This is a genomic window from Nocardia sp. CC227C, from assembly GCF_030767025.1.
Taxonomy (GTDB): Bacteria; Actinomycetota; Actinomycetes; order Mycobacteriales; family Mycobacteriaceae; genus Nocardia.
Window position 1 is genome coordinate 242,775 of sequence record NZ_JASITE010000005.1, and the last position, 18,744, is coordinate 261,518.

Below are 18,744 nucleotides of genomic sequence, written 5' to 3' on the forward strand. Positions count from 1 at the left end.
GACACACCTCTTCCAACACCCGATAATGAGCTTCGGCTACACAATTCTTTTCGGTAAAGATCCAATTATCCGATCAACCTTCACCACTATTGAACGGACCGGACTTGCCCACTGAATCGACCGAATCGACGGCATCGGCACTCCCGTCGACACGCGCACATCTCACCTCACCCCGGACCATCGCGACTTTGACAGTGCAGTCGGCCTTCCAGGCGGCCGCACGGGAATTCCTGACCGCCGAGGGTTTCACCGAACTGCTGCCGCCGATCATCGGCCCGGTGACCGATCCCGGGTCCCGCGGCGCGAAGCAGGTCGACATCGACTACTACGGCCATCGATACAAGCTGATGACCAGCGGAATCCTCTACAAACAGGCGTCACTGCTCGCCTTCGACAAGATCTTCCACGTGGCCGCCAATGTGCGGCTGGAGCCGCTCGACACAGCGGTGACGCATCGCCATCTGGTCGAGTTCCACCAACTCGACGTGGAGATCGCCGGCGGCTCCCGGGACGACGCGATGGATGTCGCCGAACGCATGACGACCTACGCGGTGGAGTACGTGCTCAGCAATACCAAGCACGAACTGGCGGTGCTCGGCCGCGACGTCGAACAGCTGCACCGGGTGCTCGCGGGCCCCTACGGCCGCAAGCGTCATACCGAGGCGGTGCGCGAACTGCGCGAGCTGGGCTACGACCAGCCGGAGCACACCGAGATCGAGTGGGCCGGTGAGGAACTCGTCTCGGCGGCGGCGACCCGCCCGTTCTTCATCACCGACTACCCGAAGGGGTCCCGGGGTTTCTACGACCGGGAGGATCCGGACTCGCCCGGCGTGCTCCGCAATTTCGACCTGATCTTCCCCGGCGGCTTCGGGGAGATGATGAGCGGCAGTGAGCGCGAGTCGGACTACCGCACCCTGCTCACCCGGATTCGCGAAACCGGGGAGAACCCGGCCAAATACGAGTGGTATCTCGCCCTGGCGCGCGAAGGACTGCCGCCCAGTGCGGGATTCGGCCTCGGGGTGGAACGGTTCACCCGCTTCCTCTGCGGCTCCGACGCCGTCTGGCAGGCCACCGCCTACCCGAAGCTGCCGGGAGACCCGCGACCATGAGCGCCCTGACAGCCCCGGGTTTTCCGGAACGGGAGGTACGTGCCCGCGCCCGAACCGCGGCGGCCGCGGTCTTCCCCGACCGCGCCCGGTACGGCTCGACGCTGTTCGGGCAGGGCGAGCACCCGCTGCCGGAACCGTCGGATGCGATCGACCGGATCCGTGTGGTGCCACCGGTATTCGTTCCCATGCGCGAGGAGCGGTTGTTCGAACTCGGGCGGGAGCCACTCGCCGGTGATGTCGACCTGACCACGACGATCGGCGGCCTGCGCGCCGAACTTCCGGTGTACGTCTCGGCATTCGGTTCGACCGCCGTGGCGGAGGGCGATCTGGGCGTCGCGCTGGCGCGACAGGCCGCCGTATCCGGCGTACCGATGGTGATCGGCGAGAACATCGTGCCGGTATCCGGTTACGGCCGGATGTCCCCGGAGTCGCCGGGGCAGCGGGAGTCGCGGGGGTCGCTGCTGCGCCGGCTCAACGAGTACGCCAAGACCGCCGCCGACGACACCGGCGGCGTGATCGTCCAGCAGAGCACCGAGGACGCCGACGCCGAGGTGTGGAATCTGGTGTACAGCGATCCGGCGGCCGAACCGCTGCTGGCCACCGGCCGATTGGCCTTCGAGCTGAAGGTGGGCCAGGGGGCCAAGCCCGGTCTCGGCGGCATGACCCTCGTACCCCGGCACCGCGCCGCGGAACTGGCGGCGTGGTACGACATGGTGGACATCGACGACGGCACCGGACCCGTCCTGCGCTGCGCCACCCCGGGCACCTTCACCCCGGAGATCCTGCGCCATCAGATTCGCTTGATGCGCAACAACTATCCGCGGTGCCGGGTGTGGGTGAAGCTGCCGCCGTCGCGGGATGTGGCCGCCGCGGCCGAGGTGGCGTGGGCGGCGGGCGCGGACGCGGTGACCGTCGATGGCGCCGAGGCCGGAACCGGCTGGGCGCCGAGCGGATTCCTGGACCAGGTGGGCCTGCCACTGGACGAATGCCTGCGCCGGATCGCCGACCGCGACCGCCGCGGCGCTTTGCTGGTGTCCGGTCGCTGCTGGGAGGGCACCCGGGTGGTGAAGTGCCTGGCGCTCGGCGCGGCGGCCACCGGCCTCGGCCGGGCGGCGTTGATCGCCGCCGACGAGGACCTCGATCACGGGTTGCGCAATCTGCTCGCCGCGCTGGAACTGGAACTGCGGCTGCTGATCAGCGCCCTCGGCAAGTATCGGATCGCGGATCTGGCGGCCGAGGACGTCTGGCTGCCCGGGAGCGACCGATAGTCCCGGGCTCGGAGACCGAATTCCGTTCGGGACCGCTACCGTTCGCCGCTGGCGAGCTGTTCGGCCCGGACGGCGGCCACCGCCGCCTCGATCCGGCTGGTCACCTCGAGCTTGGTGAGGATGCGGCTGACGTACTCCTTCACCGTCTCCGGGCTGATGTAGAGCCGGGACCCGATCTCCCGATTGGACAAGCCGTCGACGACCAGTTCCAGAATCTCCCGTTCCCGCTTGGTCATGGTGGCCAGACGGCGCTGCACCTCGTAGTCCACGGCCGCGTCGGCATGCACGCGTTCCGGCTGCGGCATCAGCGCCAGCACCGCTCCCGATACCAGGACCTCGAGGACCTCCAGGACCGCGGCCGCCCCGCGGTCGGTCGCCACCACCGCGTCGACCCGGTCGATATCGGACTTGGCCGCGCCGTGCTCGACCAGCAGCGTGATCATGGGCGCATGCGCCAGACTGCGCAGCTGGGCCACCGTCTCGGCCAGACCCGCCACATAGGCGACCGAGGCGTCCACGGCGACCACGTCGGGCCGCCAGTGCCCGGCCCGGTCGGCGACCTCACGCCAGGAGCAGGTGCCCGCCAGCACGAAGCCCGCACTGGCCGCTACCGCGTCCTCGAAATCCGTTCGGGCGAAGGGCGAATCGGAGGCAACCAGGAGTGTCCGAGGTCGCGCCGCGCCGGGCTCGCACACCCCGACTCCGCCGAAGGTCATTCCGTCGGGAGTCTCTCCGATCGTGCCGAACTTCCACATGATCGCTGCCCACCTCGCATTGGCGCCCGAACCCGCCCCTCCGAGTGCAACTTAGCGACCATGCATACTCATGTCAATACATCGGTGTGCATCGTGCACACAATACATTCGTTAACATCGCCTGTCGCCGTCATACTCCCGTAAAAGTGCGCAGGCTCGAGGTCGAATACGCGTTGCCGACCCCCCGTCGACTAGGTACGCTTCTCAGCGATGGGACGTAATGTCCAGCTCTGCCCATGTGAGTGCTACAATGCCTGCTCATGGGCGACGAATTGGGCGTCGGCGAGAGCGCGCAGCGCGAGAAAGTCGTCGAGTCCGCTGGACAGCGGTTCGGGCGGCAGCTGAAGGCGTTCCGGCAACGCAATCTTCCCGATGAGCTGATCACGCATCAGCACATCCATGAACTGGGAGGTCCCACCCGGAATGTGCAGTCTCGGATCGAGAGCGGGCAGGTCGACACCATCAGCGCCACCTCGGAGGCGAAGTACAACCGCGCCCTCGAGTCCCTCGGACTGCCGCCCGGCAGCGCGACAGCGGCCTTACATCACGGCGGCACGCTCGGAATGCCCGCCGACGAGCCTCCCGCCACGGCCATGACCGACGACGAGGACGATGTCGAGAGCGGCGTGAACGCCCTGCAGAATCTCGCGCGCAAGCACCGCTCGGTGGTCGACCTGGTGACCGAACTCGACCGGCTCGGCATCGAATTGAAGCGGGCACGCAGCCACACCGAGGGCTACCAGCTGATCTTCCCCAAGACAGCGATCGACCAGCTACTGCAGGCACTACAGGATGTCGCCAAACCCACCCGGACGCCGGACGATTCCACCCCGGACGACACGTCGAAAACCTAGCCACCGTAACGACTTCCGATCGATTGCGCGGAACGCCGGGTTGTGGTCGACTGTGATTGTCCGCGCCGCCGTGCGCGGTGAGCAAGATCAGATGTCCGAGGGCTCGGGACAGGAAATCCAATTGAGCGGCATACTGAACCTGTTCTGGCGCAAGCCATTCCCGTGGCCGTGGCGGCTCGACCGGGGCAAGGTCTCCACCCGGGCCCGGCTCCGAACCATGGTCGACGACCTCGATCTGCCCCCGGATTGGACGATCGAGGAGTTCATCGCCGCGGTCGAGCGCACGCGCGGACGCCGGATCGCGCGCCTGCCGCTGCCGCCCACCGCGCCGGTGGGACTGTGCGGACTGTGGCTGGCGTGCAAGGAGTACGACGCCATCTTCCTGCGGCCCTCCCCCGATCCCACCGTGGAGACGCACGTGGTGCTGCACGAGATCGGCCATATGCTGCTCGGCCACGGGCAGGACCGGCCGATCTCCACGGCGGAATGGCGGACCCTGAAGGAGACCGTGGGCGATATCGACCCCGCCACGGTCCGGGCCGCCCGCGGCATCTCCAGCTACGCCTCCAGCGAGGAGTACGAAGCGGAGTTGTTCGCGACGCTGATCGGCTCCCACGCCCGCACCGACGGGCCGCGCCGGGATCCGATGCTGAAAGAGATGTAGCCGCATGTGGCCGCACGACCACATGCCACTGTGGGCCACCGCGTCGGCGACGGCGTTCATCGTCCTCATCACGATCATTCGAGTCGCCCTGACCAGGCACACAAGCATTTTCGGCCACCTCACCAACACCGTGATCGCACTCAATGCCTCGGCGGCGGTGCTGCGCGAACCGGTGGTGGCCCGCAATCTGGCCGGTTTCGTGCCCGGCGGCCTGCCCACCGTATTCGACGCCTGGCACTGGCTGACCCTGCTGTCCTGGGCGTGCGGACTGGGGATGGCGCTGGTGCACGAATACGGGCCGACCCGCTACCGATGTCGATTCCGCGTCGTGATCGGGCTGTCGGTGCTCGTGGGCCTGGCCTTCCTCGCCCTCAGCCATCCGGCGCGCACACAGGGCATGTCGTCCATCGCGAACCACGGCGGCTGGCAGTTCGCGGTCTACTTCGGGCTGTACACGGGCCTGCCCGCCGTGATCACGTCCTACTATTTCGTCCTGCTGTACAAGGGTGTGCTGTGGCGGACCACCAGCCGGTGGGAGCGAATCACGGTGGCCGCCATGGTCGGTCTGGGCCTGGCCACCCTGCTCCCGCTGGGCACGATCGCGGCCGCCGGGGTCCTGGACGTCGCGGGCGTCGACCACGCCTTCCACCTCACCTACACCCGGGTGGCCGGCGAACTCGTCTCGGGCGAGGCCGGGCTGTTCGTGTACGCCGCCGTGGTCGTCGTCTTCATCCCCACCTCGGCCCAGGCCGTGCTGCGGCTGCTGCGGCTGGACCAGGAATCGCGCACCGTGCGCCGCCTGTCCCCGATCTGGCGGGATCTGACGGCAGCCGCACCACAGGTGGTCTTCCGGCTGAAATGGGCCGACAGCTGGCATATCTCTCCCCGCGAGCGACTGCACCGCCGGCGCATGGAGATCCACGACGCGGCGGAGATCGTCGCCCGCTACGTCCGGCCGCTTCCGGATGCCGTCGACGAACTGATCGACACCACCGTCGCCGAAGCCGACCAGGAGGATATGCGGCTGGTCGCCGAACTGGTCCTGGCGGCCCGGTACCTCGCGGACCACGGTGGCGAACCGCCGGGCGAGCCGACCGCGTACTGGGCCGACGTACCCGACGAACGCACCCTGCGCCGACTCTGGCAGCCCGCCAGATCACTGGCCCTCGCACCCGATTACGCGCATCCGGTGGTGGCCGGGCGGGTCAGCGTGGGTGGAGGGTGACGAGCGCGTTCGCCGCGGGGCTCAGACCGGTGTGGTAGCGGCGCGGGGGCTCGATGGCGTCCGGGGTGGTGGCGATGCGGCGGTGTTCGAGGACCGTGCGGAACAGGATGCGGGCCTCGGCGAGGGCGAACGAAGCACCGAGGCAGCGGTGCGGTCCGGCGCCGAAGGTGAGCCAGGTGTGGCCGTTCGGGCGGGCGTCGAGGAAGCGCTCGGGGCGGAAGACCAGCGGATCCGGATAGTGCTCGGGGGATTCGTGGATCAGCAGGATGGGCACGATGACGATGGCGCCCCGGGGGATGCGGACGCCGTTGATCTCGGTGTCGCGGAGGGCGCGGCGGCCGGTGAACGGTGAGACCGGGCGTAGGCGCATGGTTTCGGCGACCACGGCGTCCAGGTAGGAGTCGAGGCGGCCGCGGTCACCGGCGTCGGCGGCCGCGTCGAGTTCGGCCATGGCCGCCGGATGCGCGGCCAGCATGGCGGCGATCCAGCCCAGGGTGATGGCGGTGGTCTCGTAGGCGCCCAACAGGATGCCGCGCATATCGCGGGCCAGGGCGGCGTCGTCGTGATCGTCCAGCTCGGTGCCGACGTAGCGGGAGAGCACATCCCGGCGGTCCGCCCCGGCCGCCGGGGTGGCGCGGCGGGCGGCGATCTCCTCGATGATGACGGCGTCGACCTCGGCCTGACGGCGGGTCAGCGGCGGATACGGCGGGGTGTAGCCGCCGAACAGCGGGGTGAGCAGGGTGACGGTGAGGAAGCCGCGGCTCTCGATCTCACCGAACCAGCGGCGCACCGCCTGTCGCAGCCGGTCCCCGCGGGCCGGGGCCACATCGCCGAACACCACGCCGAGCAGCACCCCGATCGCCAGATCGTAACCGGCTCGCAGGAATTCGAAGGGCTCACCGATCGGCCAGGTGGGCAGTTCCCGCCGGACGACGTCCACCATGAGGTCTTCGTAGGATTTCAGTGCCTTGTGCTGGAACGGGGGCGAGAAGCGGCGGCGTTCGCGGGCGTGCTCATCGCCGTCGAGGAAGATGAGCGTCTCGGTGCCGAACATCCGGTCGTGGCTGGAGAGCCTGCTCAGCACCTGCCCGACGGAGAAGTCTTCGCGATTGGTGAACAGTTCCCGCACGTCATCCATATCGTGGGTGACCAGCATGGTCGGGAATCCGGGTGGGCTTACCACGAAGCGTTCCCCGAATTCCAGCAGCGGCGAACCCTGGGTACCGGGACGCATGAGCGTTCCGAGCCGACCGAGGTGGCGGGAGCGCAGTCGGGGCAGCTCGTTCAGCGACAACATCAAACTACCTTAACCACACGGTTTTCCGGCGAGTCTTGCCCCGATTTTCCGGGGCACCCCGAAGGTCGCTTCGCCCTCGCCGCCCCGGGCGGGAAGTGGTAAAGATGGACGCGGTCCGTTACGACGCGGCACCCGTACGACGCAGCACCCGTACGACGCGGCACCCGTACGACGCAGCACGCATAGGACGCAGCACCCGCTCTTCCGCATACGCCTGGGGGAACGAGGTCCCACATCTCGAATTTCACCGGCAGAGGAAGTATTCGTGGTCACAACGTTCGTCGATACGCTGTTCGCCCAGGTCGAGGCCCGCTCCACCGATCTGGTGTACCGGTTCCTGGACAGCGGCGACGTCGACGGCGTGGTCCGCGAGACGCGCTACGCGGAGCTGGGGCTGCGCGTGCGCGCGATCGGCGCGGCGCTACAGGATTCGCGGCCGCGGCGGGCGCTGCTGCTGTATCCGGCGGGGCCGGAGTTCGCCGAGGCGTTCCTGGGCTGTCTGGCCGCCGGGGTGGTCGCCGTGCCCGCGCCGCTGCCCGAATGGGACAACCGCTCGCTGCGCCGACTGCGGCGGATGGTGGCGCATGCCGAGGTGGACGTGGTGCTGGCCCCGCACCGGATCGCCGCGGACACCGGCGCGCTGTGCGCCGAGATCCCCGAATTGACCGGTCTGCCGTGGCTGGCCACCGATCTGATCGCGAGCGACGAGGCCGCGCGGTGGCGCGAACCGGATCTCGGCGCGGATTCGGTCGCGTTCATCCAGTACACCTCCGGTTCGACCAGCGCGCCGCGCGGCGTGCTGCTCACCCACGAGAACCTGCTGCACAATCAGGCGGCCCTCGCGGCGGGGCTGGGACACGACAGTGCCTTCGCCGATTCCTGGGACGGTGCGCTGTTCGCCAGCTGGCTGCCCATGTACCACGACATGGGACTCATCGCCCCGCTGCTGCACACCGTGTACCTGGGCGCGCATTCGGTGCTGATGTCGCCGCTGGACTTCCTGCAACGGCCGGAGCGCTGGCTGCGGGCCATCTCGACCTATCGCGCGCACACCAGCGGCGGCCCCAACTTCGCGTACGAACTGTGCGTGCGCAAGATCGCGCCGCAACAGCTCGAACAGCTGGACCTGAGCCGGTGGCGGGTGGCGTTCAACGGCTCCGAACCGGTGCGCGCCTCGACGGTGCGGCGCTTCGCGGACACCTTCGGCCCCGCCGGATTTCGGGCGAAGTCCCACCATCCGGTGTACGGACTGGCCGAGGCCACCCTGATCGTCACCGCCCCGGCCACCGACGCGGCACCGACGCTGCGCGAGGTGGTGTCGCCCGGCGGCCGTCGGGAACTGGTGGGCGTCGGGCGGGCCGCGGCGGGCATGTCGGTCGCCATCGTCGATCCCGAGCGGGGCACCGAGCGCGCGGACGGCGACGAGGGTGAGATCTGGGTCGCCGGAGACAGTGTGGCCGCCGGCTATTTCCGTGACGAGCAGGCCACCGCGGAGGTGTTCGGGGCGACACTGCCCGGCGACGCCCGCCGCTTCCTGCGCACGGGTGATCTCGGCATCGTCTCCGGCGGCGAGCTCTTCATCTCCGGCAGACGCAAGGATCTGCTGATCGTCGACGGCCGCAACCACTACCCGCAGGACATCGAAGCGACCGTGGAGGCCGCCCACGCGGGTATCCGCCCCGGCTGTATCGCGGCCTTCCCGGTCGAGTTCGCGGCGGCCGGGGAACAGCCGGTGGTGGTCGCCGAGGTGCGCGGGGAGGACACGGCCGAGCTGGCCGCGATCGAGGCGGCGGTGCGTGCCGCGGTGGCGACCGAGCACGGGCTCACCCTCGCGAACGTCATGCTGATCCGGCCGGGCACCATCTTCAAGACCAGCAGCGGCAAGATCCAGCGCGCCGCCTGCCGGGCCGCCTACGACTCCGGGGAGCTGCTCGAGCTGGCGGCGGGTCCGCTGCGGTCACCGGAGGACGAGCTCTACGACTACGAACCGGCTACGGAGACAGCGGAATCCAGCGCGGCGGAGGCGGCGGGGCCGTCCGCCGAGGCTATTCGCTCCTGGTTGGTGCACGAGATCGCACGACAGGCGGCCTTGGATCCCGAGCGCATCGACGTGCGGCTGCCGTTGGTCGAATTCGGTTTGGGCTCACACGATCTGGTGGAGCTGGTGGTGGAGCTGTCGGATTTCGTCGGCCGCTTCCTCGATACCAACATGTTCTTCGACCATCCGACGATCGAGGGCGTGGCCGCCGCACTGGCCCCGGCCGAGCCCATCGTGTCCGAGCCCGCCGTGTCCGAACCCGTCGTGCCCGAACCCGTCGTGCCCGCGGCCGCGGCGCGTGCGGCGGCCGACGAGCCGGACGGCATCGACGACGCCGCCATCGCCATCCTGTCCATGGCCTGCCGTTTCCCGGGTGGAGTCGACTCCCCCGAGGCGTTGTGGCGACTGCTGGACGGGATGGGTGACGCGCTCACCGACGTGCCCCCGGGCCGCTGGGACATCGACGGCCTCTACGACCCGGACACCACCGCGACCGGCAAGGCGTACACCTTCCGCGGCGGCTACGTGGACGGTGTCGACCGCTTCGACGCCGCTTTCTTCGGCATCGGCCCGCGTGAGGCCGCGGTCATGGACCCGCAGCAGCGCATCATGCTGCAACTGGCCTGGGAGGCCATCGAGCGGTCCGGGCGCGACCCACGCACCCTGCACGGCAGCGCCACCGGCGTCTACCTCGGCGTGTACAGCACCGGCTATCTGGCCGATCCGGCCCCGGAACAGCTGAACGGCCAAGTGGGAACCGGGCTTTCGCCGAGCGTGGCATCCGGCAGGATCTCCTACACGCTGGGTCTGCACGGTCCGGCGGTCACCCTGGACACCGCCTGTTCGTCCTCCATCGTCGCCATGCATTCGGCCATACAGGCGCTGCGGGCGGGGGAATGCGAACTCGCGCTCGCGGGCGGCGCCACCCTGCTGATGTCGCCGACCGCCCATATCGAACTGTGCAAGCTGGGCGTGCTGTCGCCGACGGGCCGCTGCGCGCCGTTCTCCGCCGACGGCGACGGCACGGTGTGGGCCGAGGGCGCGGGACTGCTGCTGTTGAAGCGGCTCGGCGACGCGCGCCGCGACGGCGATCGGGTGCTGGCGGTCATCCGCGGCTCCGCCGTCAATCAGGACGGTCGCAGTCAGGGTTTGAGCGCCCCCAACGGTGCGGCGCAGGAACAGGTGCTGCGTTCGGCGCTGCGGGTATCCGGACTGGACCCCGAGGATGTCGACTACGTCGAGGCGCACGGCACCGGTACCGCACTCGGCGATCCCATCGAGGCGCGGGCGCTGGCACGGGTGTTCGGACCGGGTCGCGATCCGGCGCGGCCGCTCGGCATCGGATCGCTGAAATCCAATGTGGGCCACACCCAGGCCGCGGCGGGCGTGGGCAGCGTCATGAAACTCGTACTCGCCCTGCACCATGAGCGCATTCCGGCCACCCTGCACGCGAGTGTGCCGTCACCGCAGGTCGATTGGGAACGCAGCGGCATCACGGTGGCGGCCGAGCCGCTGCGGTGGCGGCGCGGGGATCGACCGCGGCGGGCCGGGGTGAGCGCATTCGGGCTCAGCGGCACGAACGCACACCTGGTACTCGAGGAAGCGCCGCTCGCGCTGGCGGAACCACCGGCCGAACCCGCGAGGGCAGCGGGGGATGGCATTGCCGCTCGCACGAGCGCGGGCGCAGCCGGAGACGCGAGCACCGACACGGATGCGGGCGCGGATGCGGCGGTCACAACCGCTGCCCGGGCAGGGGCCGACTCTGCTGCCAACGGCGGCGATGCTACCGCCGACGCGGGTTCCGCGAGCGCTGAAGCCGGTTCCACCGGCTCTGCCCGTGCCGCTGCTAGTGCCGCTGCTAGTGCCGCTGCCGGTGCTGGTGCCGATGCCGGTGCCGGTGCCGCTGCTGATGCCACTGCCGGAGCCGGTGCCGCTGCTGGTGCCGGAGCCGCTGCTGGAGCCGGTGCTGGTGCTGGTGCTGGTGCCGCTGAACAGATTGTGCTGCTGCCTATTTCGGCGCGCAGCCCGGTGTCGCTGCACGGTCAGGCCGCGCGGCTGCTGGAGCTGGTGACGGCCGATCCCGCACTGCGGCCGGGTCCGGTCGCGCGGTCGCTGGCGCTGCACCGGAGTCGGTTCGAGCGTCGCGCGGTCGTGGTCGCGGGCGATCGCGACGAGATGGTTGCCGCGCTGCGCGATCTGGTCGACGGCGGCTCTTCTCCCCGGGTAGTGCGCGGTGCGGGCACCGTGCTCACCAATGGCAAGACCGCCTTCGTCTTTCCCGGGCAGGGCACCCAGTGGGTCGGCATGGCGCGCGACCTGCTCGACTCCGCGCCGGAGTTCCGGGCCGAATTCGGGCGCTGTGACAAGGCTTTCGGCGCGTTGACCGGCTGGTCGCTGTTGGACCGGCTGGCCGGGATGACAGCCGCGGACCTGACGGACTTCGCGGTGGTGCAGCCGCTGCTGTTCGCCACCATGGCCGGGCTCGCCGCCACCTGGCGGGCGGCGGGCGTCACCCCGGACGCGGTGGTCGGCCACAGTCAGGGCGAGATCGCCGCCGCCTACTGTGCCGGTGTCCTCACCGTCGACGCCGCCGCGCGAATCGTCGTGACGCGCAGCCGCCTCATGCAAACCGTCCCCGAGCCCGGAGCCATGGCGATCGTGCGGCTGCCCGAGGCGGAACTCGCGCCGCGGCTGGACCGATTCGACGGCCGGGTGTCGGTCGCGGCCGTCAACGTGCCCGGTGCGACCGTCGTCGCCGGTGCGCAGGCCGAGGTGGAGCGGCTGGTGTCGGAACTGGACAGCGACGGCGTGTCCGCGCAGCTGCGGGCGGCCGGGCGCGGGTTCGGCGGGCACTGCCGTTTGATCGAGGCCATCCGCGAGCCGCTGTCGGCCGAGCTGGCCGATCTGTTCGCGGAAGTGCCCGCGACACCGTGGTATTCGACGGTGACCGGAGAGCCGGTGACGGGCGAGATCGAACCGGGCTACTGGTACCGCAATGCGCGCGAGACCGTGCGCTTCGCCGCCACCGTGGAGCGCATGATCGCCGACGGCTTCCGGTACTTCGTGGAACTGGGGGTGCATCCGTCACTGACGGCGGCGGTGCAGACGGTGTCGGAGGGCCTCGCCCGCGAGGTGGTGGCGGTCGGTTCCCTGGTGCGCGACCAGGTCGGGCCGACCTGCCTGGCCCGCGCCCGCGCCGAGCTGTGGGTCGCCGGGCACGAACTCGACTGGACCGCACTGGTGCCCGAGTCCGGGCGGGTGGACCTGCCCACCTACGCCTTCGACGAACGGCGCTTCTGGACCGAGCGAGTGCACCGGGACACCGCCGCGCTGGGACTCGAGGACAGCGCGCACCCGATCCTGGTCGCCGTGGTGCCACAGCCGGATTCGGACGGAGTGCTGTTGACCGGCCGGGTGTCGCGGCGACTCCAGCCGTGGGTGGCCGACCACGCCGGGCCGACCGCGGTGCTGCTGCCCGGGGCAGCCCTCGTGGACATGGCGGTGCGGGCGGGTGACGAGGTGGGCAGCCCGGTAGTGCGCGAATTGGTGCTGCGCACACCGCTGCTCATTCCCGCCCAGGGTGCGGTAGGGGTGCAGACGGTGGTCGGCGGCGCAGATGCCGACGGCCTGCGCACGGTGCGCGTCTACTCGCGCGACGAGAGCGACCCGGATGCGCAGTGGACGCTCAATGCCGACGGCACCCTCTGTGAGGAATCGGAAGCGCCCCTGCCGCAAGCGAATACGAGCACGACCCCGCCACGCGCGGCACTGCCGCAAGCGAATACGAGCGCGTCACCGGCGCACCAGGCGACACCGCAGGCGGACACCAGCACGACTCCAACGCACAGGACACTGCCGCAGGCGGACACCAGCGCGACCCTGGCGGACACCAGCGCGACCCCGGCGGACGTGACGCTGCCGCAGGCGGACGCCAACGCGACCCCGCCACGCACGGCACTGCCGCAAGCGAATACGAGCTCGTCACCGGCGCACCGGGCGGCACCGCAGGCGAATACCAGCGCGACTCCAACGCACAGGACGCTGCCGCAGGCGGATACCGCCGCGCCCCTGGCGCACGGGGACGCCTGGCCGCCCGCGAACGCGGTGCGCATCGACATCGAAGCCCTGTACGACGCGCTGGCCGCCCGCGGCCACCGCTACGGTCCGGCCTTCCGCGCGCTGCGGGCGGCGTGGTGGCACGGGGACGAGATCGTCGCCGACGTGGAGCTGCCCGAATCCGCGCACGCGGACGCCGCGAGCTACGGCATCCATCCGGCCCTGCTGGACGCCGCACTGCACGCCACCACCCTGTTCAGCGACGGCGGTGACCACGCGCTGCTGCCCTTCGTGTGGACCGATGTGCGCCTGTCGGTCTCCGGCGCCACCGCCCTGCGCGTTCGGCTCACCCGCTCGGGCGGCGACACCGTCGCCCTCACCGCGACCGATCGCACCGGGCGACCGGTGGTCTCGGTCGGCGGAGTGCTGTCACGCCCCGTCGCCGCCGCCCAGTGGGAAGCCGCGACCCTGTCGACCGCCTACCGCCGCCTGTTCCGAATGGAGTGGACCCCCCTCGCGCCACCCGCACCCCGACGGACGCCCACCCTGGCCGACTGGGAGGGCACCGCGACACCGGCCGCCGACGCACTGGTGCTCCCGGTGCCGCGCGGCACCGCACCGGAGCAGGTGCACGCGGCGGCCCAGCGAGTGCTGGCCGCGCTGCGAACCTTCCTCGGCGACAGCCGATTCGAGCACACCACCCTGGTGGTACGCACCCACGGCGCGGTGCCGGTGACCACCGCCCCGAACTCGACCGCACGCGGTCGGCTCGTCTCGGCGGCGAGGCGAGAAGTCGGCGGGCCGGGGGCGGACTCGCGGGTCACCCCGCACGACACGCCCTCGGATGCGGCGACGCGCACACCAGCCACCGCACCCACACCGACATCGTCACTCACGACGTCGGCGCCGCCCGCGATCCCCGTCACCACCGATGCGTCCACACCGCCATACGCGGGCGTGCCATCGCTGCCCGATGCGGTGGTACCCGGTACCGCCAACCAGTCCGCGTCACCCAGCGCGGGCGCGACGCCGCCACCCCATGCGGCGGCACCCGGCACCACCGACCCGTCCACACCATCGCGATCACGCGCGACGCCCTTACCGGATACGACGCCGCCCGGCGCTAGCGGTGCGGCCGAGAACGGCGTTGCGCATGCGCATGCCGTGAGTCGACCGGTGCCGTCCATCGAGGTTCCGGATCCGGCCGGGGCCGTCGTGTGGGGTCTGGTGCGTTCGGCTCAGTCGGAGAATCCGGGGCGGATCGTGCTGCTCGACGCGGACGGGCCGGAGGTGGATATCGGCGCCGCGCTGGCGGCGGATGAACCGCAGGTGGCGGTGCGCGGCGGAGTGGCCCTCCGGCCGCGGTTGGCGCGGCTGCCGGAGGGCGGGGCGCTGGAGCGGATGCGGCTCGCGGACGGCGCGGTCCTCATCACCGGTGCGCCCGGTCGGTTGGGGTCGGCGCTGGCCCGGCATCTGGTCGAGTCGTACGGCGTGCGGGATCTGGTGCTGGTCAGCCGGCGCGGGATCGACGGTCCGGGCGGCCGGGCACTGTGCGCCGACCTGGAAAGCCAGGGTGCACGAGTGCGTTTCGCGGCCTGTGACATCACCGATCGATCGGCTCTGGCGGATCTGCTCGACGGACTTCCCCTGGCCGGAGTCGTGCACGCGGCGACCGTGCTCGACGACAGCACCGTCGGATCGCTGACGCCCGAACAGCTCGATCGGGTGCTGCGCCCGAAAGTCGATGCGGCACATCATCTGCACGAACTCACCCGGGACCGGGAGCTGCGATTCTTCGTGCTGTTCTCGGCGGCGGGCGGCTTGTTCGGCACACCCGGTCAGGCCAATTACGCGGCGGCCAACGCCTATCTCGACGCATTGGCGCTGTACCGCCGCTCGCGCGGGCTGCCCGCGCAATCCTTGGCCTGGGGCGCGTGGGAGGTCGAGAAGTACGACCATTACGCGCGGGCCGATGTGCAGCGCATCGAACGCGCCGGTATCCGCACCTTCTCGGTGGCGCAGGGCATGGCCTGCTTCGATGCCGCACTCGCCGTGGGCGATCCGCTGCTGGTGCCGCTGCTGCTCGACACCCGGGTAATGCGCCGCTCCCCCACCGTGCCGCCGCTGCTGCGCGGACTCGTGCACCGTGCCCCGCGCCGCGCCGCCGCCGACCGCGCGACGGCCGACGCGGCGGCCGGATCGCACCTGGCCGACGAGCTGCGCACCCGGCCACGCCCGGCGGCGGTCGCCCGCGCCGTCACCGCGCTGGCGGAGTGGACCGGGCAGGTGCTCGGCCACACCGGCACCGAATCGGTCGCGACCGACGAGCCCTTCCAGGGCTTGGGCCTGGACTCGCTGATGGCCATCGAACTGCGCAACAAGGTGCGGGAGCACACCGGGGTATCCGTGCCGCTCGGCGCCATCCTCGCCGAACGCACCCTCACCGACCTCGCCGAGCATCTCGTCGACGAAATAACGCGCACCACGGGCTCCGATGCCACCGGGACCGACCGCGCCGGGCGCTCGGACGCCGAGCAGCAGCCGGTGCCGGACGTCGAGGTGCTGCCGGTCACCCGGGACATGATGCGTCTGCTGCGCACCGAACAGCGCGGCATCCCGAGTGCCGCGCAGACCGGCGGGGTGGCGGTCCGGCTGCCCGCACCCGTCACCCACGAGCGCCTGGAGCAGGCTGTCGCGCGCCTGGCCCACCGACATGCCGCACTGCGCACCACCATTCGGCCCGGTGAGGAATACGGACGCCAACTCGAGATTCACCGCGAACCCGGACAGCTCACCGGATGGCGCGAGCTGGACCGGCTCGACGACGCGGTCGTCGCCGCCGCCTTCCGCGAGTTGATGGCGCGGCCCTTCGATCTGGAGCACGGCCCGCTGTGGCGCTTCGAACTGCTCACCGCCGAATCCACGCGCCCGGTACTGCTTTTCGGCGCGCACCACGCCATGAGCGATGTGCAGTCGATGCTGCTGGTGGCCGGTGAGCTCGCCGCCGATCTGTCCGGTGCGCCATTCGACGACGCCGTGACCAACCGAGACATGCATCAGCTGCTCGCCGCGCAACCGCACCGGCGCGACCGCGACGACGCCGCGGCCGACCGCTGGCGCGAGGCGTTCACCGGGGCCGGACGGTTGGAGCTGACTCTGGCGAATCCCCGCCCGGCCCAACGGAGTTACGGTGCCGGAGCGATTGCCATCGACCTGCCGGACGGCCTGCACGAGCGGGTCGCCGACCGCGCCCGCGACCTCGGCCTGACCCCGGCGGCGGTATTCCTCGCCGCGTTGACCGTGCTGCTGGCCCGGCGACAGCACGTGGAGCGGTTCGCCATCGCGGTCCCGGTGGACACCCGCATGCACGCCGACGCCACCGACGCCGTGGGCTATTTCGGTGTGCCCGTGCCGTTCCCGGCCGCCGTCGCGGCGGGCGAACCGGTCGGCGAGGTGCTGCGCCGCACCGGCGCGTGCCTGCGCGACCTGCTCGCACCGGGCGCGGGCCTGGCCGACGCGCTGACCGCCCTGGCCCAGGCCGGGCTGCACCGCGACAACGCACCGCTGATCGAGGTCTACTTCAACTATCTGCGCGCCAATTCCGCGGTCGCCACCGCCGAGGTGGTTCCGGTGAGCACCGGATTCTCCGACCTCGATCTCATGGTGGCAGTACTGCCGGACACCGGACAGGTGTGGTTCACCTACAACACCGACATCATCGACGAGCGCAGCTGCGCCGCATTCGGCGCGGAGTACCTCGATACCGTCGCGGCGGTGATCGGCGATCCGGACGCGTCGGCGGTTCCCGGTACCGCCGCGCGGGATGCCGGTGCGGAGACCCCCGAATCCGACTCCCGGCGTGCGCCGCGGAGCCTGAGCGTCGCCGTGAGCGCGACATTCGCCCTCGGCAGACTGCCCGAGCTGTTGACGGCCGCCGCCGACACCACACCGGTTACGGTCGTGGAAGCGCCCTATCACCAGGTGCTTTCCAGCCTGCGCGATCCGTCGGGCGTCTTCGCGCCGGGGTCGACGGAGGCGGGTGTGGTGCTGCTGCGCGGATCGGATCTGGAGCGGTTCGGCGCGATCTCCGATGCGGTGCTGGCCGAACTGGCCGACGACCTTCCGGCGGCGGTGCGGGAGGTGACCGAGCGCACGCACCGGCCGATACTGGTCGGCATCCTGCCGTCGGCGCGGGCCGAGCAGCGATTCCTCGATTGGGAGCGGCTGGTGGCCGAACGCCTGCGCGAGCTGCCGGGCGTCGCGGTGCTGGAAGCCGACACATGGACACGCGGCCATCGGGTGGAGGAGCCCTTCGACGAACGGGCGGAAGTACTGGCACATCTGCCCTTCTCCCCCGAATTCCAAGCGGCCGTGGCGCTCACCCTCGCGGCGACCCTCGACGCCGTCACCGAACCCGCGCCCAAGGTGATCGCGGTGGACGGCGACGACACCCTCTGGAGCGGCGTCGCGGGCGAGATCGGTGCCGCCGCCGTAGTTTTCGACGGCGCACGGCTGGCCCTGGCGGAGCGTCTCGCCCGGTGGCGTGCGGCGGGCACCCTGTTGGTGCTGCTGAGCCACAATGACGAGGATGTCGTCCGGGCGGTGCTGGACCGCGCCGACAGCCCTTTGCACATCGACGATTTCGCGGTCGTCTCGACGGGCTGGGAGCCCAAGCCCGAACGGCTGGCGGCAGCCGCCCGAACGCTCCGGCTGGGCTTGGACGGCTTCTGCTACCTCGACGACAACCCGGTCGAGGTAGCGCGCATGCGGGCGCGACTGCCCGAGGTGCTGTCGGTGACCTGTCCCCCGGCCGATGAGCTGGCCGCGTTCCTCACCCGGCTGTGGCCCCTGGTTCCGGTGGCGGCGACGGCGGAGGACCGGGCGCGCGCCGACTTCTACCGCCACCAGCGCGAACGCGACACCGCCCGCGCCGCAATGGAATTCGCGGAGTTCCTGGACTCGCTCGAGCTCGATCTGACGATCGAACCCCTCACCGACGCGACCTTCGAACGCGCGGCCCAGCTGGTGCGACGGACCAACCAGTTCACGCTGGCCGCCGTCACGGTCGACGATCTGGACTCGTGGCGCACCGAAGGCGAGGTCTGGACCGCGACGGCCCGCGACCGCTTCGGCGACTACGGCCTGATCTCGGTGCTCGCGCTGCGACCGGACGCCGACGCCCTGTGGATTCGCGGCTGGCAGCTCAGCTGCCGCGCCCTCGGCCGCGGCATCGAGGAACGACTGCTGAGCTGGGTGGCGGACCGGGCCGATGCGCTGGGGCACACCACGGTGCGCCTGGCGGTGGAACGCACACCCCGCAATGAACCGGCCCGCCGCCTGGCCGCCCGCCTGCTCGGCGGCACCGCGGATGAGCGGCGGCTGGAGGTACGGACGACACCGGAACGGCTGCGGCGGTTCCGGTCCTGGGACGTCCGGTCCGACGGGACGGAGGTGACCGATGAGCGGGACTGACGATGG

The 18,744-nt window shown here is 70.7% G+C and carries 8 protein-coding genes; 6 read left to right on the forward strand and 2 right to left on the reverse strand.

All coding sequences use genetic code 11. The annotated features are described in order from the left end of the window. Nucleotides 1-104 precede the first annotated feature (104 nt). Nucleotides 105-1,109 carry an asparagine synthetase A gene (locus QMO76_RS12235; RefSeq protein WP_306361353.1) on the forward strand — a complete coding sequence of 335 codons (1,005 nt, stop codon included), beginning with the start codon at nt 105-107 and terminating at the stop codon, nt 1,107-1,109. Beyond that, the gene (locus tag QMO76_RS12240) at nt 1,106-2,377 is read left to right on the forward strand and encodes a glutamate synthase-related protein (RefSeq protein WP_306361354.1); all 1,272 of its coding nucleotides are present in this window, start codon (nt 1,106-1,108) and stop codon (nt 2,375-2,377) included. The genes QMO76_RS12235 and QMO76_RS12240 overlap by 4 nt, the downstream gene beginning before the upstream one ends. Nucleotides 2,378-2,412: 35 nt before the next feature. Here QMO76_RS12240 and QMO76_RS12245 read toward each other — a convergent pair whose 3' ends face one another. Then, nucleotides 2,413-3,132, reverse strand: coding sequence for a response regulator transcription factor (locus QMO76_RS12245; RefSeq protein ID WP_306361355.1), 720 nt, complete (start codon nt 3,130-3,132; stop codon nt 2,413-2,415). A 260-nt stretch (nt 3,133-3,392) separates the two neighbouring features. On the opposite strand from QMO76_RS12245, the gene QMO76_RS12250 reads away from it, so the two are divergent. The 3 genes from QMO76_RS12250 to QMO76_RS12260 all read left to right on the forward strand — a co-directional run bounded on the left by QMO76_RS12250 (nt 3,393) and on the right by QMO76_RS12260 (nt 5,875). Beyond that, on the forward strand, nt 3,393-3,986 hold the full coding sequence (locus QMO76_RS12250) for a hypothetical protein (protein ID WP_306361356.1): 594 nt from the start codon (nt 3,393-3,395) through the stop codon (nt 3,984-3,986). Between the two features lie 121 nt (nt 3,987-4,107). Next, entirely contained in the window at nt 4,108-4,650 is a 543-nt protein-coding gene (locus QMO76_RS12255) for a hypothetical protein (RefSeq protein ID WP_306361357.1), read from the forward strand. Between the two features lie 4 nt (nt 4,651-4,654). After that, nucleotides 4,655-5,875 carry a DUF6545 domain-containing protein gene (locus QMO76_RS12260; RefSeq protein WP_306361358.1) on the forward strand — a complete coding sequence of 407 codons (1,221 nt, stop codon included), beginning with the start codon at nt 4,655-4,657 and terminating at the stop codon, nt 5,873-5,875. Here QMO76_RS12260 and QMO76_RS12265 read toward each other — a convergent pair. Next, nucleotides 5,856-7,172: a cytochrome P450 gene (locus QMO76_RS12265; protein WP_306361359.1), complete on the reverse strand. Its 1,317-nt coding sequence runs from the start codon at nt 7,170-7,172 to the stop codon at nt 5,856-5,858. The genes QMO76_RS12260 and QMO76_RS12265 overlap by 20 nt on opposite strands. 265 nt (nt 7,173-7,437) lie before the next feature. On the opposite strand from QMO76_RS12265, the gene QMO76_RS12270 reads away from it, so the two are divergent. Beyond that, entirely contained in the window at nt 7,438-18,738 is an 11,301-nt protein-coding gene (locus QMO76_RS12270) for an HAD-IIIC family phosphatase (RefSeq protein ID WP_306361360.1), read from the forward strand. Nucleotides 18,739-18,744: the final 6 nt, after the last annotated feature.